General features: G+C 42.2%; 17 protein-coding genes. 10 read left to right on the top strand and 7 right to left on the bottom strand.

What is annotated here, in order from left to right; translation table 11 throughout:
• Positions 1 to 121: 121 nt before the first annotated feature.
• On the bottom strand, positions 122 to 613 hold the full coding sequence (locus Q4591_RS19000) for a TIGR00645 family protein (protein WP_102439310.1): 492 nt from the start codon (positions 611 to 613) through the stop codon (positions 122 to 124).
• 270 nt (positions 614 to 883) lie between these two features.
• Here Q4591_RS19000 and Q4591_RS18995 point away from each other — a divergent pair, with 270 nt between their 5' ends.
• The 4 genes from Q4591_RS18995 (at position 884) to Q4591_RS18980 (ending at position 5,229) form a co-directional block, all read left to right on the top strand.
• Positions 884 to 2,218: an aminotransferase class V-fold PLP-dependent enzyme gene (locus Q4591_RS18995; RefSeq protein ID WP_303462453.1), complete on the top strand. Its 1,335-nt coding sequence runs from the start codon at positions 884 to 886 to the stop codon at positions 2,216 to 2,218.
• 305 nt (positions 2,219 to 2,523) lie between these two features.
• On the top strand, positions 2,524 to 2,949 hold the full coding sequence (locus Q4591_RS18990; protein WP_102475505.1) for a septal ring lytic transglycosylase RlpA family protein: 426 nt from the start codon (positions 2,524 to 2,526) through the stop codon (positions 2,947 to 2,949).
• Between the two features lie 639 nt (positions 2,950 to 3,588).
• The gene (locus tag Q4591_RS18985) at positions 3,589 to 4,506 is read left to right on the top strand and encodes an alpha/beta fold hydrolase (RefSeq protein WP_102439312.1); all 918 of its coding nucleotides are present in this window, start codon (positions 3,589 to 3,591) and stop codon (positions 4,504 to 4,506) included.
• A gap of 360 nt (positions 4,507 to 4,866) precedes the next feature.
• Positions 4,867 to 5,229, top strand: a complete 363-nt coding sequence (locus tag Q4591_RS18980) for a hypothetical protein (RefSeq protein WP_303462450.1) — start codon at positions 4,867 to 4,869, stop codon at positions 5,227 to 5,229.
• A 132-nt stretch (positions 5,230 to 5,361) separates the two neighbouring features.
• Here the strand turns inward: Q4591_RS18980 and Q4591_RS18975 are convergent, their stop codons facing one another.
• Positions 5,362 to 6,657 (bottom strand): amidohydrolase family protein, encoded by a 1,296-nt coding sequence (locus Q4591_RS18975; RefSeq protein ID WP_303462449.1) that lies wholly within the window; start codon positions 6,655 to 6,657, stop codon positions 5,362 to 5,364.
• 262 nt (positions 6,658 to 6,919) lie between these two features.
• Between Q4591_RS18975 and Q4591_RS18970 the strand changes: the two genes are divergently transcribed.
• From Q4591_RS18970 to Q4591_RS18945, 6 genes are all read left to right on the top strand, one after another.
• A complete protein-coding gene (locus Q4591_RS18970; RefSeq protein WP_303462446.1) occupies positions 6,920 to 8,464 on the top strand; it encodes an NAD(P)H-hydrate dehydratase in 1,545 nt (514 codons plus the stop codon).
• 550 nt (positions 8,465 to 9,014) lie between these two features.
• A complete protein-coding gene (locus Q4591_RS18965; protein WP_102439316.1) occupies positions 9,015 to 10,505 on the top strand; it encodes a lytic polysaccharide monooxygenase in 1,491 nt (496 codons plus the stop codon).
• Between the two features lie 458 nt (positions 10,506 to 10,963).
• Positions 10,964 to 12,412 (top strand): GMC oxidoreductase, encoded by a 1,449-nt coding sequence (locus tag Q4591_RS18960; protein ID WP_102475493.1) that lies wholly within the window; start codon positions 10,964 to 10,966, stop codon positions 12,410 to 12,412.
• A 1-nt stretch (position 12,413) separates the two neighbouring features.
• On the top strand, positions 12,414 to 12,842 hold the full coding sequence (locus tag Q4591_RS18955; protein ID WP_102531462.1) for a twin-arginine translocation signal domain-containing protein: 429 nt from the start codon (positions 12,414 to 12,416) through the stop codon (positions 12,840 to 12,842).
• Between the two features lie 374 nt (positions 12,843 to 13,216).
• Positions 13,217 to 14,833 carry a methyl-accepting chemotaxis protein gene (locus Q4591_RS18950; protein WP_102439319.1) on the top strand — a complete coding sequence of 539 codons (1,617 nt, stop codon included), beginning with the start codon at positions 13,217 to 13,219 and terminating at the stop codon, positions 14,831 to 14,833.
• Positions 14,834 to 15,620: 787 nt separating this feature from the next.
• Positions 15,621 to 16,790: an MFS transporter gene (locus Q4591_RS18945; RefSeq protein WP_303462440.1), complete on the top strand. Its 1,170-nt coding sequence runs from the start codon at positions 15,621 to 15,623 to the stop codon at positions 16,788 to 16,790.
• 93 nt (positions 16,791 to 16,883) lie between these two features.
• Here the strand turns inward: Q4591_RS18945 and Q4591_RS18940 are convergent, their stop codons facing one another.
• The 5 genes from Q4591_RS18940 to Q4591_RS18920 form a co-directional block, all read right to left on the bottom strand.
• Entirely contained in the window at positions 16,884 to 17,114 is a 231-nt protein-coding gene (locus Q4591_RS18940; RefSeq protein ID WP_102520482.1) for a thioredoxin family protein, read from the bottom strand.
• Between the two features lie 56 nt (positions 17,115 to 17,170).
• Complete coding sequence (locus Q4591_RS18935; RefSeq protein WP_303411779.1) at positions 17,171 to 18,169, bottom strand: permease; 999 nt, start codon at positions 18,167 to 18,169, stop codon at positions 17,171 to 17,173.
• A 286-nt stretch (positions 18,170 to 18,455) separates the two neighbouring features.
• Positions 18,456 to 18,905, bottom strand: coding sequence for a hypothetical protein (locus Q4591_RS18930; protein WP_198589337.1), 450 nt, complete (start codon positions 18,903 to 18,905; stop codon positions 18,456 to 18,458).
• A gap of 227 nt (positions 18,906 to 19,132) precedes the next feature.
• Complete coding sequence (locus Q4591_RS18925) at positions 19,133 to 19,378, bottom strand: YdcH family protein (RefSeq protein ID WP_102439323.1); 246 nt, start codon at positions 19,376 to 19,378, stop codon at positions 19,133 to 19,135.
• A gap of 188 nt (positions 19,379 to 19,566) precedes the next feature.
• Complete coding sequence (locus Q4591_RS18920; protein ID WP_198589947.1) at positions 19,567 to 21,222, bottom strand: SulP family inorganic anion transporter; 1,656 nt, start codon at positions 21,220 to 21,222, stop codon at positions 19,567 to 19,569.
• Positions 21,223 to 21,545: the final 323 nt, after the last annotated feature.

Here is a 21,545-nt window from a genome sequence, read left to right as displayed (position 1 = left end):
AATAATGCAGCATGCTTTCAGGTGTCAGCTTTAATGCCGACAAACTGCAAGCCGAAAAAAGCCCCGATGCTTAACCGTATCGAGGCTTTTTTTATTTGGATTTGCAACTTAAGGTCAGCAGCTACTTTGTGCGACTAATTTTATCCAAGTAGCCCATGGCAAAGGCCGATAATACAAAGGTAATGTGGATCAGTAAGTACCACATGATTTTGTCGTTATCGATATTTTCGGCATTCATAAAAACTTTAAGTAAATGAATTGACGATATGGCCACAATTGATGCGGCTACCTTGTTTTTAAGTGAGCCTGAATCCATTTTTCCAAGCCAGCTTAGTTTGTCACTGTTTTCGCCCACATCTAGCTGTGAAACGAAGTTTTCATAGCCTGAAAACATCACCATCACCAGAAGGCCGCCCACTAAAGTGATATCGATTAGCGATAGTGTAATCAAGATCAGGTCAACTTCTTTCATCTCAAAAATCATCGGTAGGATGTGAAAAATCTCTTGAAAGAACTTGATACCTAACGCAAATAGGACAAGGCTTAAACCTAAATAAATCGGTGCCATGATCCAGCGTGATGCATACATTAATTTTTCAAACACTTTTTCCATATATAGTTAACCTTTCAGATAAAAAACGCTGCAATCAATCAAGTTGATGATTGTTAAATCAAAACAGAGTGCACTTTAACTGTGCTTACCTATACTAGCAAGCGAGATCATCTCCCCACTTACCCAACTTGTACATTATCAAACAGGCTTAATCATGTTTAAGACTGACTTTTCGGCGCCGCAGTGACACTTGCGGTCAATTAATAGACACTCCTGCATTCGGTTGCTACTTTTTATTAACGGTACACAGCGATTAATAAAGAGTTGTCTATGTTACGTCGTAATTTTTTAAGTCGAATGGGTTTAGCCTTAGCTGGAAGTGTCATTGGGACAAGCATAGGCAATGCAGCTGATGCAGCTGATGCCGCTGCTGAGGGCAATAAAGCAGCGTTAATGCCTGATAATATCAATGCTGGAGATTGGACTGCGCTGCGACAGCTTTTCCCCTTAACTGACGATTACATTCACCTTTCTACCTTTTTGTTGGCTTCTCACCCTAAACCTGTGGCAGATGAAATTGAGCGACACCGCAAAGGCTTAGATGCCAATCCTTCAGATTATTGGCATAAACACTTTGAAACCATTGATGGAAAAATATCCGCTGCGGCAGCAAGCTATATGGGTGGTGAAGCCGAACAAATTGCCCTCACTGACAGTACAACGATGGGGTTATCTTTGGTATACAGCGGGCTTAAATTACGCCCTAATGATGAAGTAGTGCAAACCGTACACGATCATTACTCTACCGATCTGTCTTTAAAACTGCGTGCAGAAAGAACAGGGGCTAACGTGCGCCGTATTACGTTATATGACACCCCTGCCACAGTGACAAGCTTGCAAGTTATCGATAACTTGGCAAAGGCCATTAATCAAAAGACTAAGGTGGTGGCTGTGACTTGGGTTCACTCTTCCACTGGGGTTAAATTACCTATCCGCGCTATGGCAGATGTGATTGCCAAAGCCAACAGCTCACGTTCTGAAGCTGATAAAATCCTATTTTGTGTCGATGGCGTACATGGCTTTGGCATCGAGGATGTTGATGTGAGTACATTAGGCTGTGATTTTTTTATTGCTGGCACTCATAAGTGGATCTTTGGCCCACGTGGCACTGGCATTATATGGGGCTCAAAGCGCGGCTGGAATAACTGCAGCGCAGTGATCCCAAGTTTCAGCCTATCCTACGATGTGTGGCTAGGTAATAGCACCCAAGCGCAAGTACCAATGGGTGAACATATGTCACCAGGAGGCTTTCACTCCTTTGAACATCGCTGGGCATTGCCTGCAGCGTTTGAGCTACATATGCGTTTGGGTAAAGCCAATGTGCAACAGCGTATTCATCAGCTCAATACCCAAACCAAGCAAGGCTTGGCAAAAATGTCACATGTCACCTTGTATACGCCAATGGCCACTGAACTATCATCGGGGCTGGTGTGTTTTGATGTCGATGGTTTGTCACCGCAACAGGTGGTAGAGCATATGCACACTAAGGGCATCATTATGAGCTCGACGCCTTATCGTGACTCATACGCGCGTTTTGCGCCGAGCTTAATTAATAACGAAGCCGAGATTGATAAAGCACTCTCTGAGATACAAGCGTTGGCATAAGGTTTTGCTTTTAAAAAGTGTCATAAGTGCAAGTCAGTGTAATAACGGGGGGGCAGAATCCACGGTTGCTAGCGAGCCATAACATATAGGCTCCAGCAGCTACTACATGAACAAGGGAGTGAACATGAGCAGGGTTTATGTGATGCTGCGCTTGCTATGATGGTGTTATAAGTCATCTTGAGTGACAGCTTAAATGTTCTCATCTACACTGCAGGCTAAGGTTAGCGAGTTGTCTGAGAGCATTTTGTGCTTACAAGGCAGCGAATAAAATGAAGCATTATTTTAAAGAGCGAGTAGTAAACACAATGATTAAATTTAAGCTTATGTTTAGTGTGTTACTCCTTGCTATGGCAACAGGCTGTTCATCACGAGTGCCCATCGACTCAGCTAAAACAACACAATATTCAACATCTCATGTGCTAGCAGGGCAAGCTTCTTGGTATGGCAGTAAATTTCACGGCAGACTGACGGCAAGTGGTGAAAAATACAATATGAGAGCCTATACTGCAGCCCATAAAACCTTGCCATTTGGCACTATAGTGAGGGTGACCAATACCGGCAATAATAAAAGCATCGATGTAAAAATTAACGATCGCGGCCCATTTGTTAAAGGCCGAGTGATCGATCTTTCTCAAAAAGCGTTTCAACAAATAGCCAGTAGCGATCAAGGGATTGTAGCGATCAAAATTGACATTCTAGACGACAGTAATACCTTTAGATACAAACATTAATCTTGCCATCGCGAGCCACTATTTGACTCTGTTTAACTAGGCTCAACATCTTAGTTAATCTCTCTGTTCTTTATGACCTATCTCGCGTCATTTGTTTAAAGCTCTTCTCTTTAGCATTCAACATTTAGCATTTAGCATTTAGCATTTAGCATTTAGCATTTAGCATAGCCTATCAAAATAGGTTTTTTAGCTGACTAAATCGAGATTGCTGAGTCCGCACTTATGCGCTTATGCCACCCAATATGTTGGGCATCGGCAAACTGTGTAATAACTTCTTCTTATAAATCGCCCTAAAAACGATCAAACGCTTGAAATAACAGTAAAAAGCCTGATAGGCGAACGCCTTGTGCATTTAGTTTTCTTACAGTATTTACATAATTGTCGATAGTTCTTTTCATCTTCATAAAATTAGAGTTATTATTCTAATTTGTATGGGATGTAACCGCGTTACTGATTAATCAGCTTAAAAATACACTAGATCTTGGCTGCGAATAGCTATGTTTAGTTAGCGCTGCGGTATCTGTCAGCAATTGCTGATGCATTTAACTCGGTATAAAAATTTTTAACGGTATTAATTGATAAAAGCGCAAACGCCAGCAGGGTGTTTGTAGATGTACTTCAACATAAAAATGGATATGTATGAAAAAAATAATAATTAGGATCTTAGTGATCGTACTGGTTGTACTTTCTCCCATTCTGTATCTCGCAGGCACATTTGTTTTTACAGGCCCGATGCCAGATGATGAATTTCAGCAACAACTACCTACGATAGTAAAAAACCTTGAAGTAAAAATGGATGGTGAGGGTGAAGAGACCATAGTCATGATCCACGGTTATCCTGATAGTTTAGAGCTGTGGGACAAGCAAGTTGAATATTTAAAGCAAGACTATCGGATTGCTCGATTTACTTTGCCGGGGTTCGAGCTAGAAGATAATGGCCAAAGACCCGATTACAATATTCAGCAAATTCGCATGATTATGGATGCCTTTATCGAAAGTTTAGATAGAGATAAAGTGACTGTACTCGCTCATGACTGGGGCGCGTCTTATGCTTCACATTATCTTGCGCAAAATGACTTGGTCGACAGACTTATTCTTTTAGACATTGGCAGCTATGGTAACGAAAAATCACCAAGCATTAATGTTAAATACACCTTTGCCCTTGCGCTTGCTTGGGTTTTACCTGAATTTCTCGGTGAAAAATTAACGCTTTTTACTGCGGAAAACATATTAAAACTTGAACAGAATGTAGACGCGAATAAAAAAGTGGCTAATTTACGTTCTGATGCGCGTATGACTTACCCATACTGGCATTTATGGAACGCTATTTTATCAAAAGATTTACCCCAACGTGTTGCGGTGGAAGATTTTGGCACGCCTTTTCTTTTCATCTATGGCAAAGATAAGAATGTGTGGTTCCATGGTAAAGAGTGGTTGCAACAGGTTGTCGATTTGAATAAGGGTCAGGTTGAAGTGGTACCGGGCGGTCACTGGTTTATGGAGTCTTCTGCTGACTTAGTGAATCAAACTGTCGATGATTGGATACGTGCTAATTAAAAATAATAGTAATTGGTTAGCTATCAATAAGCCGATAGCGCCAGTAACTTAGTCACTGTGTTAAGAAAGGGGATACTTGTTGAGAGTATCCCCTTTTTTAGCATTTAGCCTGCGTCGATGCTGATACTTAGGTGGATTTAAATTTTGTTAAAACGTGCAGCTGGGATCTTGCGGCTTTATATCAGCGTTTTAGTTAACCTTGTGACCGCGCTTTAAAAGCGTAATTTCGTTTTAAGATAAAACTCAGTTAAGTTGATTACAATGTGAGACGATAAAATTATTGTCATGAATTGAACACTTAAAGAGGGTTTTATTATCAAAGATAATCACAGTTCAAACTCGTCTAGCCGTAAGCCTTGGGTGACTCTCGGCGTTATTGTATCCATAGTGATATTGTTTGCGGTGGTGTTTAATGTCATGCCCAAAGGGTTTAAAACCACCCATGAACAAATTGGCACAGGTAAGCCTGCATTTGTATTTGTTTATGATCCCAACCTTGCGGTGAGCAATAGCCAAACTGAACAAATGAATGAGGCTCGCGATCAGATTAGTGAGCAAGCGTTTTTTTTGATCGCCAGAATAGGCACCCCAGAGGGTGATCAATTGATTGCCAAATACCGTGCTAGCCCTGCTGAAATGCTATTGTTTGATCCCGCTGGTAACTTGGTTAAACGCCAGTATGCATTGAGAACGGCTGCAGAGTTAATGCAGTGGGTTAACTAAATCAACTAGTAAGCTAAAGTAAGGCTTAAATCAGCCTTATTTTTACATATTAAAAAGCCTTGATAGCAAACACTATCAAGGCTTTGTTGTTTCTAGCGAGTCATTTGGCTTTATTAGCTAAACCTTACTGGCTTACTGCTTATAGACTTGACCGTCTTTCATCACAAAGGTCACGTTTTCCATTAAGCTGATATTGCTGAGCGGATCGCCATCAACGGCAATAATGTCAGCTAAAAAACCTGCTTTAATCTGCCCGAGGTTGTCTTGCTTGAGTAAAGCGGCGCTATTGATGGTCGCAGCTTGTAAGGCTTGGGCTGGGGTCATACCAAATGTCACCATACGTGAGAACTGCTTACCGTTATCACCGTGGGGGTAAATTGCCGCATCTGAGCCAAATACCATGTTAGCACCAGCTTTTACCGCTGCTCTAAAGCTATCTCGCTGGGCTTGCGATACTAACTTTTCTTTATTGATGTTTGCTTCAGGTACACCATTAGCTGCGCCATAGGCGAGGGTGTATTCAGTGTTGTAGATATCACAAGAAAGGTAAGTACCAGCCTTTACAGCCATTTTTATTGCTTCTTTATCCATGAAACTACAATGTTCGATACTATCGACGCCCGCTCTGATCGATGCTTTAATACCGCTAGTGCCATGGGCATGGGAGGCAACCACTAAGCCACGCATGTGGGCTTCATCAACGGCTGATTTTATTTCTTCATAAGTTAGCTGTTGCACGCCGACTTTAGTGCCCTTAGAAAATACCCCGCCAGTGGCACACACTTTAATCGCATTAGCGCCATACTTGATATTTTCACGTACTTTAGCGCGCACAGCCCAAGGTCCATCAGCGACCCCTTGCGATTTTGATTTTTTTTCTGGGGATGAAAAGTTATCGTCGCAATGCCCGCCTGTAATACTAATCGGATGGCCAACAGCCCAAATTCTTGGCCCTGCAATTTCACCGGCATTAATGCCGTCGCGGGTGGCAATAACGGCGTAACCTGCAGCGCCTAAGTCCCGCACCGTGGTAAAGCCTGCCATTAAGGTTTTTTCGGCATTTTTAACCGCTTTAACGGTTTGGCGTGGAATAGAATAATTTTGCGAGGCTAAAAAATTATCCTCGGCATCACCGCTAAGGTGAACATGCATATCCATCATCCCAGGAAGTAAGGTTTTACCGCTTAAATCGATAAGCTTGTAATCATTATCTGTAGTGATTTTGGCTTGTTGGGTGACTTGGGTTATTTGATTGCCATTAATGACAATGGCCACGTCATTAATGGTTTTGCCTTTTACTACATCGACGTATGCATCAGCGATCAATAAGGTTTGTTGTGCCAGTGCTGGCACGCTTAGCGTCAGCGAGATTGCCGCTGCGAAACTGAATTTTGTTAGACCCTTTAATTGTTTATTTGGCTTTACCATCTGCGTGGTTTTCCTATTTATTGTTGTTTAAGTAAGCGTACAAACCATCATACGACAATTGTTAAGCTAGTGTTAATGCTTAAGGCGATTGAATTGTAATGACTAATGTAGAAAATTATTGCCACATCTATTGTTGATAGTTATTGCCACCCCCCGCTTTATATTGATGGCAAATATCTGCCTAATCCCGTGTGCAGTAGTTTTGTGCTGCCATACTTCTTGTATAGTTAATACTAGCTTTCGCATTCAAGGTAAGGTTTATATGGCCACTCTTTCTGACAATGACTTAATGGCTCAGCTAAAAGATCATTTATACGATCACTTAGAGGATCATTTAGCGGATCACTTTGAAAAAAGCGCTGTGGTGTTATCAGCGCAGGCAGTAAGAGACGCCGAGCAGTATTGGGCATCAAGCCATAACAATAGTACTTGGCCCTTAATGGTTAAGGCAGCTAGCAGTTTTGTGCAGCGCTTTGGCAGCGCTTTTAATACATCGCAAGCAATATTGGTGGTTGTGGGTCAGGGCAACAATGGTGGTGACGGTTATTACATTGCCAAATTATTACTGCAACAGGGTAAAAAGGTCGTGGTTTATGCGCCTTTTGGCGCGCCCAAAGCGGGCATCGATGCGCAGCAAGCCATGAATGAATTTTTAGCGGCTGGTGGTAGTGTTCATACCACTAAACCTAGCGCATCTTATCCGATCATTATTGATGCGCTATTTGGCAGTGGTTTAACCCGAACACTATCTGCTGCGGCGATAAAGGTTATTGATGACATTAATCAGAGTGCTGAGCAGGTTTACGCGGTTGATGTGCCCAGCGGTTTAAATGCCGATAGCGGCCAGCCTGAGCCGATTTGCGTTAATGCCACTGCCACCCATAGCTTTATTGCTTATAAGCCGGGGCAACTCACTGCATATGGGCCAGCATCTTGTGGGGCACTGTCGTTAGACTCTTTAGGGCTTGAGCCTATTGCTGGTACAACAAAAGAGAATTGGCGCTACGATCCAAGGGTAAATATGCTGCCATCACGCAGGGGTAATACCCATAAAAGTCATCATGGTAATGTCAGCGTTATTGCAGGTCTTGGCAATATGGCTGGCGCTGGCATTATTGCTAGCCGCGCAGCCTTAAATGCTGGCGCTGGGCGGGTATTTTTACAGTGTGAGCCAAGCCATTTTGTCGCCTGCTTAAGCCAATCTCCTGAGATTATGTTTTCTGATAGTACCGAAAACACCTTAAAGCAACACGCCGTGCTGGTGGTGGGCCCAGGTCTTGGCCGCGGCCAACAAGCGCAGCAAATCATGCAAATGCTATTAACCCTTCAACCCAACTCTGGCGTTGATAATAAACGCAGCCTCGGGGTGTTAGATGCGGATGCGCTGCGTTATTTGGCAAAGCATCAGCAAACGGTAACGCCTTGGGTGCTAACTCCCCATGAGGCAGAGGCCGCTGGCTTGTTGGGCATATCTGCCACTGAAGTTACAAACGATCGCGTTGCCGCTGCGCTGGCGCTACATAAAAAATATCAAGCAGTCGTGGTATTAAAAGGGGCTGGCACACTAGTCGCCCATCAAGGTGGAGTCAATTTTTGCCATTCTGGCTCAGCAGCTATGGCCACACCGGGCATGGGCGATTGCTTAGCAGGTATTATTGCTGCACTTATTGCACAAGGCTTGTCGGCGGTTGATGCGGCTATTACAGGGGTGAACTGGCATGCCACACTAGGCCATCAACTTGGCCAAACTCAGCGAGTGGTACTGGCCAGTGATATTTGCCAGCAGCTGAAATTAGGCCGTCATTAACTCACAATAGCGTAGTGGTTTTAGTATTTATTTGCTGTAGCGCTGTGAACTTAGGCTGTCTAAACAAATTCTAATGCTGAATAAATATGCATTTGGATGCAAATAGAAGTGGTCGGATGAGTACCTAATTGGCCACCAATAATCTTAACATTCAAAGATCAATTATTTGACGCTAGTTGTCTGTGACTAAAGGCGCGAACCTAATACATTATAAATTGATGCTAAGACGATATTGTAAAACACTGGCTTAACTAAGCCATATAAGTGTTTGTGGGTGATTGGCGGCAGCTGTTGATTATTTCTACGCTCCCTATCGTCAATTATATGACAAGTCAAATATTTATTAAATTTGTTAACTCGTTTTAATCTTGAGTCTATATTGCTGTAAATAATAGTTTTTTTGACGTTCTGTCGTTTTATTGGCTCTGTTGTCTTATGGTTTTTTTTAATTATGATGTAGCGCGAACAGACCACTGTTGGTTATTTATATTCATCCATTATCGCCCTTGAGTCTGCAGTCTTCTTTTACGTCATAACTAGAGATATTTACATGAAAACCAATAAGTTTTTCGGTGCCGTCGCTGCTGTGTCAGCAATGTACATCTTAATACCTAATCAAAGTGCTCATGCCCATGGTTGGGCTGAATTTCCTGAAGCAAGACAATCAATTTGTTACGAGCAAGGTGGCTTGTGGAGTGGCACACCACCTAATGCGGCTTGTGCACAAGCCAAAGCGATTTCTGGTACTTATCCATTTATTCAGCGTAATGAATTTGCCATTAATATTCCTGCACCGACATACAATGATATGGAAGTGGTAAAAGCGGCTATCCCTGATGGCAGCTTATGTTATGCCAATGATGCGCAAAAAAGCGGTATGGGTGCTGAGCATTCACAGTGGACCCGCACTGAATTGCCAACTGGTACTTTTGAGTACGTGTTTAATGCAACCGCGCCTCACAACCCTTCATTCTGGCAGTTTTATTTAACCAAGCCTGGTGTTGATGTGTCTAAGCCACTTAAATGGGATGACTTAGAGTTAATCCAAGAGTACGGCAATGTTGCTGTGGATGCCGATAAAAAGTACCGCATGGACATTGCGATCCCAGCCGATCGTTCAGGCGATGCGATTTTGTTTACTCGCTGGCAGCGAGATGACACCGTTGGTGAAGGATTCTATAACTGTAGTGACATTACCATTTCAGGTGATTCACCGGTTGATCCAGAACCAAGCGAGCCATACTTAGAGCAAGGCGATGCCTTTATTCCTGCTGATATCAGCCTTAATACCCCTCAGCTTGGTGAGTCGGTTAATTATAAAGTCTTTAGTGACAATGGTGATATTCACTCTAGCTTTTCGTTAGAAATTACCGCAGACAATCAACTCGATTGGGATCGCTTATTAGCCTCACAAGTCAACGGTTATTACGAGACTCAATATAGCGGTAACGTGTTTATTGGCCGCTGGCATGCAGAAATGAATCACTATATGTATTTCAGAAATGAGCTACATAATAACTTCTTTAATGCCAGTAATGGACAGGCTTATGGAGAGTTCAGTATCACAGCAAACAATGAGTTTGTTGAAGCTGTGATTACGCCAACAGTGTTAAAAGAAATTACTAACGCTAGCGTTACCCATGGTGAGTACGTGGTATTAACGCCAGCAAGCAGCAAAGGCGATATTGAACAAATCTCTTGGGTGCAAGTGGCAGGTTTGCCGATTGAAACCGCTATTGGTCAAAATGATGAGCTAATTATCAACACTGTTTTGCTTGAGAATGTCGCCCAAGAAGTCAGTTTTGAGCTTACTGTTTCAGGTCAAGGCGAAGAAGATAAAACGGTTTATAGTTTTACTATTACCCCAACTGACGTAGAACCAGGACCAAGCCCTGAGCCATTGCCTGGAGAGCAATGGAGTGCATCTGCTGTTTATAATGGCGGTGAAAAGGTGATGCATAATAACCAAGAGTGGACTGCTCAGTGGTGGACTCAAGGTGAAGAGCCTGGTACTACAGGTGAGTGGGGTGTGTGGCGTTAATAGCCCTCATGCTTGTTTGCTAAGGTTTTAAACATAATCGCAGTAAACCCTAACGGCCAATCATTGATTGGCCGTTTTTTATGCTATAACTAAAATATGATGTGGCCCAATGCGCTTTATAAACTTGTTGATGTTTTACTCTAATGAATATCGATTTAGTTAATCGAATAGGTGTGATGGTAGATAAAGGACTGCGGCCATTAACTAGAACTTACTACTGAAATTGGTATTTTGGTGGGGAGAACGCTTGTATTGTTTTTATATACAATCAATTATATAACGATGGAATTATATAAAGATATTTTGCATGATTTAATTGTTATCTAGTTGCTGAATATGAAGGTATCGGGGATACCATATTTAATTAACTAAAAATAAAGGCCGTATTTAAGGGCCGTATTTAAGGATTAAATTTAACGGTCTCATGTTAGCGACCAGCGAAAAGGAATCCCATAACGATGAATTTAAATATTGTCAGCGCCGAACAAGCTTCGCAGCAAAAGTATGAATTAATAATTATTGGTTCTGGCTTTGGAGCTTCATTTTTTTTACTTGAGGCGCTAAAAAAAATTAATGGTAATATTCTCGTGCTGGAATGGGGCGATTATCATTCGTGGAATTGGCAATTATCCCAAGGTAAAAATTCGGCTGTTGATCCTGCCGATACCTTTAAAAATACAGCTGAAAAAGAATGGAATTGCACCATTGGTTTTGGTGGTGGAATGAATTGCTGGTTTGCCCAAACCCCTCGATTTCATCCTGCAGATTTTAAAACCGCCTCTTTGTATGGGGTCGGCAATGACTGGCCGATTTCCTATGACGATCTTGAGCCCTATTATTGTGATGTCGAAAGCATTATGTCGGTGTCAGGCGACCCTGATATGCACAGTATGCTTCCTCGCTCAAAACCTTTCCCACAACCGCCCCATAGACCCACTGCCATTGATCGCATCATGAAAAATGCCAATATGGACAGCCACTTTATCATGCCAACGGCCAGAGCAAGGGTGTCAACTGATACACGGGCGGCCTGCTGCTCTAATGCCAAATGTAATTTATGTCCCATTCAGGCCAAATTTACTGTGCATAATGGTTTTCAGCAGGTGTATTCAGACCCAAGAGTGCATACCTGTTTAAACTCTGAAGTAAGGCATATGCAGCACAGTGATAGCGCGGTTTCTAGCGTGGTTTTTATCAACAACAATCAAGAATATACCGTCAGCGCCGACAAGTTTGTTTTAGGCGCCAACGCCATACAAAGCCCTGCGATATTGCTACGATCGAAAATGGATTTTGGTGACACGGGCCTAGGGCTACACGAGCAAATTGGGATAAAAGTAGAGGTGTATTTAGACGGTTTAGAGAACTTTGATGGTAGCACTATTACCACAGGGCTCAATTATGCCTTGTATGATGGCGAGTTTAGAAAAGATCACGCTTCTTGTTTGATTTACTTTGAAAATCGTTGGCCTTATGGCTTTAGAAAAGAAGTGGGTCGCTGGCGAGAAACCCTGCCATTAGTCATTGTCGCTGAAGATCTCCCCCAAAAATCCAATAATGTCACTATTGATGCTACTACAGGGCAGGCGGTAGTGAGCTATACCGGAGAATCTGAGTACGCCAAAAAAGGTATTGAGCAGGCTTTAGCGCAATTACCTAAGGTACTTGATGCATTACCTGTGGAAGCGATTCATTTTCGTGGCTGGCGGCCGACTGAATCACATTTACAGGGCACCTTGAGAATGGGCAACATTGATGATGGCTCAGTGGTAGATGCAAACCTTATTCATCATCAATACCGAAACTTATTTGTGGTGGGCACATCAGTATTTCCAAGCTGTTCTTGTGCTAATCCTAGCTTAACGGCTGCAGCATTAGCAGTGCGCGCAGCGAGAATGGGGGTTTAATATGAGTGGTACTAGTCTTTCTCGACGCTCGTTTCTTAAAGTTGCAGCGGTTGGCGCAGGGCTGGGTGGGGCGGTATTTTATGGAGTGCATACATTAAATACCCAAAATTTTATCGTTTCTAGCCTTGATCGTTTACTGGGTAAGCTAAATATTAGCGATGAAAACCTGCAATTGTTTTGTGATCATTTTACCGCTGAATATGGTGAGATGAAGCTGCGTGCCATTATTATATTAGATCAATCTTCAATGTTTGATTTGGTTGTTAAAAAGCGTGCTATTTGGATTGATAAGTATGAGCGAAAATTAGTCACTGATTTTATGATGTCGACCAATTATTTCCAAGTCAGTAACCCTGCCACAGAGGCGCTGCAATACTACGGCGCTAATCGGCCTTGTTATAATCCCTTTGCCCGCTTTGACGTCGGTTGATTGCTGTTGATAAAACCATAATACCCTGTCAGTTATGCCTTTCATAAAATAGTGGCCTTTGACTTTAACAAGTGAAACTTGTTAAGCCAAAGGTCATTATCTTGCAAAATCTCCATTAAAGTTTTCCCTCAATAAGTCGATGTCTATATACAGGTCTAATCGTGTACTACACGAATATTAGAGGCCAATGTTATTGAGTCATGTTATTAAGTACTTTAATGCTCAATAAAGGCTGTTTAAGAGTAATAACCACTCGCCAAACCCCATACTGACAACTGAAATAACTTGATATTCAGGTCATTAATCACGGTGAATTTAAGCTAATTCCTCCGATTTATATTTTAAAGTAGGGCTTAATCTTTAAAGGTAGTTATATGAGTATAGATGTCTCAATTAAGAGAATGCTTCAAATTACAATTTCGTTATCATTATTGGCTTTAATCGTTTTAGTTTGGGTGAGCAATGCCCAGCAATCTTCTATTTATGAAAGTGTGTTAAATGAAGAAAAACAGGTTAATACTATTTTTGCTTTAAAAGATACTCGCTATGATGTTGTACAAATTCAGCAGTTTTTAACCGATGTTGGCGCAACAAAAAGTGATGAAGCCAAAGCCGAAGCGTTAGCAAGTTTGCATGCCGCTCAAGCAAATATGGATAAACTTATCAGTTCGGCACCGGAATATACTGCAAGAGCTCAATCGATTAAACGTCAAATTAATCAATTGCATGAATCTGGTGTGAATATGGCAGATGCTTACCTAACTCAGGGGACCGATGCTGGTAATTTACTGATGAAAGGTGCTGGTGGCTTTGACCAAGCATCGTCAGAGTTAGCTGATAATTTAGATGAATTAGCCCAAGAGTTAGATGGTAAATTTACTGTTGCGGTACAAGAAACCCTAAATTCCACCATGCAAGCTGCCAGTGTGCAATTGTGGGGCAGTATTGGCATTGGTGTGTTTATTATCATTATTTTGTCAGCCCTTTACCGCAATATTTTCACTCCGCTTAACGCTTTAGATAATTCCATGAGTAATGTGGCTTCAGGCTCTAAAGATCTTACCGTGTCGCTAGATGACAGTGGTAATAGCGAAATTAATCAGGTCGCTGGCAACTTTAATGTATTTGTAGGTAATATTCGTGAGTTAATTATTGATTTCAATGGTAATACTCAGCAGTTAGGTACGGCAAGTGTGCAGCTTAAATCGGCCAGTAACGAAACCTTAGCGGGCATGCAGCGCTTACAAGGTGAAACCGAACAAGTTGCTACAGCGATGAATCAAATGCAAGCAACCGTGGTGGAAGTAGCTAATAATGCCGAACTAGCGGCGCAAGCAGCTAAAGATTCTGATACCCAAGCGGTCCATGGTGACATGATAGTTCAGCAAACGATCGCTTCGATCGATAACCTCTCTGGCGGGGTTGAACAAGCTGCCAATGCGTTACAAAAATTACAAAACGATGCCGATAATATAGGTAGCATTTTAGATGTGATCCGCAGTATTTCAGAGCAAACTAACTTACTGGCACTCAATGCCGCCATCGAAGCTGCCCGCGCGGGCGAGCACGGCCGTGGCTTTGCGGTAGTGGCAGACGAGGTCAGAACCTTGTCTAAACGAACTCAAGATTCAACTAATCAAATTCAGCAAATGATTGGACAGTTACAAACCGGTGTTAAAGATGCGGTATCGGTAATGGACTCAAGCCGTGAGCAAGCCGATAAAAGCACTGTTCAGGCAGCACAAGCGGGTGAGGCCTTAGCTAAAATTACCGAATCGGTGGCGATGATTTCTAATATGGCCACCCAAATTGCCACAGCAGCAGAAGAGCAAACCGCTGTCAGTGATGAAATTAATCGTAATATTGTCAATATTAGTGATGAAGCCAGATTAACGGCCAGCAATGCCGACCAATCACATAGTGCCAGTGTGCAGGTTAATCATTTGTCACAGCAATTAAGAGAACAAATTGGTCAATTCAAGACAAGTTAGTGAATTATTTTAAACAAGCTAGAGTCAATGTGACAGTTTTGCCACTAAAACATCCGTTATTTAGAGGCTAATGTTGTGTTATGAGCATTGTGTTTTAAGCATAGTGATAGAGGCCTAAGGGAGATAGACCCATTCCCTTAGGTTTTTTCATCAATACCAAGTGATTCAAGTTATCTTATATCAATAAGCTGATGTAAAATTCTGCGCTAGAATACTGCTGGGTTTGTTGTTCATCTGTAGGAGGCTTCAAGCCCCCTTCAAAGTGCAGCATTAGTTTCATTTAATGGTTTTTAGATTTGAGGCTCATTAATAATTCTAAGACGTATTTCTTAACAAGCTTTCTCGATTGCTATTTGGCTCGCATGTACCGCTAACATATGCCTCAAAATTTTTTTGCTAAAACTCCTTTGCTTTATATTTAGCCCCTTTAATTCTAGTTTTGCATCATTCATGTTATATCTGCCTATAAGTGCTAAAAATCATAGCTTAAATAGTGTTTATTAGCTGTTTTGTTAGCTTTAAACTGTATTTTAGCCAATATTAATTAACGATTTTTTAGGCTGACAGTAATATCACTTCCTTTTTATTTCGTTCGAAATAACCACAAAATATGACCTTTATAGCAAAATTTGACAATTTGTTGGCCATTAAACGAGCTGTAGCAGATTTTACTTTACTTATTTCTGCTTCAGTATTACATTCGCCGCAAATAGTCTTTGGGTATAACTAAGCCTTTAGCCGACAAGTATGCGCAAGCACGTTAAATTTCATGTTAAGTATCCTCAAATTGTCCATAATTACTCATGACAGTGGTGAAAACTCCATTGTTACACCAGTTATTGGTTTAAGTTTTTTCGCTATCGCTTCAGGCTTTTTAATGAGCCTAGTACCATTATCTTTACCATACTTTGGCCTTAGTCCATCGTTAACTCCTTGGCTTGCAAGTGTGTTTTATTTTGGTCTTTTATTAGGTGCTACTTGTATTCAAAAGGTGATTAAGCGACTTGGTCATCGGCGCGCATTTATCGTTTTTTTATGTCTGCTGGCATTAACGGTGGTAACAATGATACTGCTACCTCATCAGATCAGCTGGCTTGCAGCGCGATTTATCGCTGGACTGGCGGTTGCAGGCATCTTTGTGGTGGTGGAGTCTTGGCTTTTGATGTCCAATTGCCCTAAAAAGCGTGCTAAACGTCTCGGTCTTTACATGGCGGCACTTTACGGAGGTAGCGCCGCTGGACAGCTGGCTATTTCTGTATTCGGTACTGAAGGCATTACGCCTTATCTGTTTGTATTAGCGTTGTTGTTTTTAGCCACTTTGGCACCAGTGCTTATTCGACATGGTCAGCCTCGTAGTCATCAGCAGCAGCGCTTTAACCGCATAGACATTCGTCATTTGAGCCGGCCAGCGATCATCGGATGTATGGTGTCTGGACTATTACTGGGACCAATTTATGGATTAATGCCGCTATATATCAGTCTATCAGGTGCTTATGCTGACTATACAGGGCTATTGATGGCAATAGTCATTGTGGGTGGCATGGCGGTGCAGCCGATTGCAGGCAGCATGTCGACTCGCATGAGTAAAAGTTTACTTATGGCAATTATTTGTCTTGTTGGCTGCGTTGCAGTGTTAGGCATATTGGAGTCAACCAGTTTAGTCATGATGGGGCTAAGTTTACTATGCCTAGGTGCTGCGAGTTTTGCTCTATATCCAATAGCGATAACGCTGGCTTGTGATAATTTGCCCCAAGAGAAAATGGTTTCAGCGACTGAAGTGATGTTGCTGTGTTACAGCGTAGGCTCAGTATTAGGGCCATTATTGGCGACCACATTTACCGATGTCGGCAACGGATTAATTATTTATTTAGGTGTCTGCTTGTTTTCCACCTGCGTGTATATGTTATTTAAGAGTGCTGAAACACTACCATCTGGCCATAAACCTATCGCAGGTTAGTTGCCAAAGGTTTTTATAACCAATCCTATTGAGCCTAATGGGATTGGTTATTTAGGCTTTTTATAGTGTTAGTTACCCCGACACTTTGATTGGCTATAGCCAGCTCGCCAGTTGCTCTTTAGTGGGCTTACTGCCTTTATGAACCACTTTTTCATCCACCACCACAGCAGGTGTGCTCATTACCCCATAAGCCATAATTTGTGCCATGTCGGTGACTTTTTCTATTGTGACAGTAACGGCTTTTTCATCGGCAACTGCTTGGGCAAGTTCTGCTGTTTCAAGACACTTTTTACAGCCGGAGCCTAATATTTTAATGGTTCTCATGATAAATCCTTATTTATTGAGCTGTTAAATCACCGATGTTTTTTACATCAGTAAAATCATAAAAATGGCGTAAAGGCATTAAACAGCCAACCGACTAGGGTAAACGCCACCAATAGCAGGCAGAATAATATTGCCAGTAAGCGCCACTGCATAACCTGTTTTAGTAAGATAAATTCTGGGAAGCTGGCAGCAACGGTGCTCATGCAAAATGCCAGTGTGGTGCCTATGGGTAGGCCATTAACAATCAAGCTTTCCATCACTGGGATCACTCCCGTGGCGTTTGAATAAAGCGGGATCCCCAGTAGCACTGCAGCAGGTACTGACCACCATTGGCCATCGCCTAAATGGGCCTCAATCCAACCATCGGGTACAAAGCCGTGCAGCGCTGCCCCAAGGCCGACACCAATAATGACCCATTTCCATACTCGGCCAAAAATATCAAACATCTCAGTTTTGGCAAATTGATGCCGCTGTGACATTGATAGCGCTTGGGTTTGAATATCGTCAGGGTTATTAGCAGTGCTATGTTGTTGACCGCGTTTGAGGGCTTCAGCGGCAAAAGATTGTAGCCAGCGCTCAGCTTTTATTGCATCGAGAAAAAAGCCGCCTAACATGCCGACACTCATGCCAACCACGACATATAAAATGGTGAATTTTATCCCCAGTAGGCTCATGAGTAGCAAGATGGCTACTTCGTTGATGAGCGGTGAGGTGATCAAAAAGCTCATGGTGATCCCAAGGGGGATCCCGGCTGAGGTAAAGCCAAGAAATACCGGAATACTGGAGCAAGAACAAAATGGTGTTACCACCCCAAATCCAGAGCCCATCAAGTAACCTAAGCCCTTGGGTTTACCAGCTAAATAGTCTCTGACTCGTTCAACATTTAATGAGGCTCGCATTAAGGCTATGAGGTAGATCATCACCAGCAGTAGGGCAAAAATCTTAGTTACGTCTTCAACAAAAAAATGCAGTGCATCCCCAAGCTTTGTCTGCGCCGACAAGCCCAATAAATCGTAAATTAGCCATGATGCAAAATCAGTGAAAATTTGAAACATAGGTTAATGCTCAAAAAAACGTCTTATAGCCAAGATAGCGGATTTTTAGCAATGAAAATAAGCGCTAGCTCTCGCTTTTGCATAAAGGGCTGGAGCGTAAAGGTTTGTCACAATATCGGTTAAATAAAGCTAAAACACCACTTAAGCTTGGTGCTTACAGAAGTTATAACTGAAGGGGTTTGAAACTGAAAACCAGCCTCGCATTTGGGGTAAACCTTAATGCGAGGCTGTGGTCTAGATATTGTGAAGTGGGATTAAGTTAATGATTAAATTGTACTTAATTTTTCTACTTCATGATAATTTCTCTTAATCGGTATTCTCCGGTTAAGGTTCTTACATTGGGATAAGTTTTAGTGATTTTACGGCTATTGTCTTGATTGGCTTGGCCCCAACTTTTCATGAAGTTTTTATACTTTTCCTGATTGGGTTCTAAATCGGCACTATTTTCAAACATCACCATTAGCACCATATTGAATTCGCCACTTTGTGGTAATTCACTGGCAAAAATTTTCCAATCTTTAATATAACCCAGCTCTTTTTGTAACCGTACCGCTTTAACCCAACTTTCTCTTAAGCCTTCTAGGTAAACGTCTTCCATGTTGGGATCGATCCTCACCGTGGTCATTGAAGTCACTTCTTTTCCAATGTCATAGTCTTTATAAATCTCAAGCTCAGCCTGAGAAGAAACGGCAAAGAGTAAGCTGCATAATCCGATTATTAATACGATATATTTCATCTTAATCTCTCTTAGGTTGTTAAAAAATTAACACCGAGAAGTATAGTGACGAATGGGTTAATAGCGAGTGGCTAAGGTTTAATGAAGACTTTCTATTTACGCTTAGCTGCTTTTAATAGCGCTAAAAAGAGTGGGAGAGGATTGGTTTAAATCTGAGTGGAACAAGCGGTGAAGGGAATGATTGTTTTATCGCATCGTTCCCTTCGCTGGGTCTGGTTTGGTACGAATTAGTCGTGATGGGCTTTTAGCTGTTGGAATAGCACATCTTTTAAATTAGCCCGCTGCACTTTAAGTTGGTGCATGTGTTCGTCATCGGTTGGGCTGCCATCAATTTCTAACTGGCGGATTTCATAATCCAGTAGGTGGTATTGTTTTGATTGCTTTTGAAATGTTTCATCTTTATGTGTTAAATCAACAATGTCTTGCTTAAATTCTGGAAAGTCGAAAATTAGTGCGTGATTCTCATTTAACATAGATAACCCCTAAATGGTGAACAGAAATTCAGTATTTTGGAACTGAGTTCACTATAGCATTACGTCGCGTAAAAATGGCGAGCTGGTTAACAAATCTTAATGAAATTTTTGCTAAAAATAGGATTTATTTGAGTAAGTTAGGATGGGTTATTTATTATCTTAACTCACCCATCCAGTTACTCATATTTCTAGCCGTTAGCTTGCACATGTTTAAGGGCCGCCTGTAAGGCTTCATAGCGGAACAAAAAGGTGTTTTCAGTTGGCAGCGAATCAATCACATGAAACTTCTGCAGCTGATCTTTGGTTTGCAGGTTAGGGCACAATAAAAATACTTCACAATGGGCATCTTGGGCATCTTTAATGGCATTTTCTAGCGCTAGTCCAACAGTCACATCGATCATCGGCACGTCAGTAAGATCGAGGATCATCGCTTCATAATCACTCACACTGGTATGTTGGCGAGAGATCGCTTTTGATACGCTGAAGATCATTGGCCCTGACAGATAGAAAAACAGCACTTTACCATTGGCTTGATCCAGCAGGCCGCGTTCGCTTTGAGTCAGCGGCACATCGTTTTGATCGGCATCACTAATGGCTTTTACTTGCCTTGCTTGCTGCTGGCTTAATTGTTCAATGATAATAATGTTAGAAATAAATACCCCAAGGCCAACGGCAACAATCAAATCGACAAATACGGTTAAGATCATCACCCCGTACATAATAGCCATGCCTTGCATACTGACTTTGTGAGCCCGTTGAATGAAGCTCCAATCAAGAATATTAAAGCCCACATAAACCGCAATACCAGCTAAAACGGCCATAGGTATTGGCTCTGTTAAGCCGCCAGCCACAAGTACCACTAATGCCAGCATTAGCGCGCGAACCATACCAGAAACAGGCGAGCGGGCGCCTACCTGAATATTGGTCACTGTACCCATAGTAGCACCTGCGCCAGGCAGGGCGCCGAATAAACCTGAAATCATATTAGCCAAGCCCTGACCCCGTAACTCTTTGTCTGAGTCGTGCTCTTTACGGGTCAATGAGTCTCCGATAACGGCGGTGAGTAACGTATCGATACAGCCTAAGGTGCCTAACACCAAGGCATCAATCACCATGGTAATAAAAATATCCGCATTTATGTGCGGTATCACTAAAGAAGGTAACCCAGCAGGAATAACCCCAATACGGCGAATGCTGTCACTATCAAATAAAATCACTGACAGTAACGTGATGGCGACTAAGGCAACCAGTTGCGCAGGAACGTATTTACGATAGCGCTGAGGAAACAAAAATAATGTCGCTAAAGTCAGTAAGCCTAAAAATAGTTCAGCAAACTTAATATTGCTTAAGGTGTCTGGGAGGGCTGATAAGGTGCCTAACACACCACCTGCAGGAGCGGCATGACCTAACAATGGTGACAGCTGTAAGATGATTAAAATCACCCCAATGCCTGACATAAAGCCTGAAATGACACTGTATGGCATTAAGGTGACGTATTTACCTAGCTTGAGCATGCCGAGTAAAAATTGAAAACCGCCTGCCATCATCACCACGGTAAAGGATATAGCCATTCCTGATTCAGGGTATTTGGCCACCATGCTGGTTAAAATGGCGGTCATAATCACTGTCATAGGGCCGGTCGGTTCAGATATTAAGCTTGATGAGCCGCCAAATAAGGAGGCAAAAAAGCCCACTAGTATCGCGCCCCATAATCCGGCTTCGGCGCCAGCGCCAGAGGCAACACCAAAGGCCAGTGCCAAGGGTAGGGAAATGATGGCTGTGGTGACGCCACCAAACAAATCGCCTTTAAGATTGACGTCTTTGAACCGTTCCTTAAACAAAATGCTAACCTCTTAGACCATAATTGGCGCAACTTTATCAAAAAATTAACTATTTTGTATAGATAAGAGGCGGTTGTTTATATCGATAAGCAACTGGTTGGCGCAGCTGTTAAGGCAAATATTTGACTGTTTTGTATAGATAAGAGGCAGTTGTTTATATAGATAAGAGGCCGGTTGTTTATATCGATAAGCGACAGGTTGGCGCAGCTGTTGAGGCAAATATTTAACTATTTTGTATAGATAAGAGGGCGGTTGTTTATATCGACAAGCGGCTGAATAGCGCAGCTGTTAAGGCAAATATTTAACTATTTTATATAGATAAGAGG

This window comes from Shewanella sp. 3_MG-2023, from assembly GCF_030548765.1.
Taxonomy (GTDB): domain Bacteria; phylum Pseudomonadota; class Gammaproteobacteria; order Enterobacterales; family Shewanellaceae; genus Shewanella.
The sequence above is the reverse complement of the archived record's forward strand: the minus strand, read 5'-3'. Positions and strand labels throughout refer to the sequence as shown.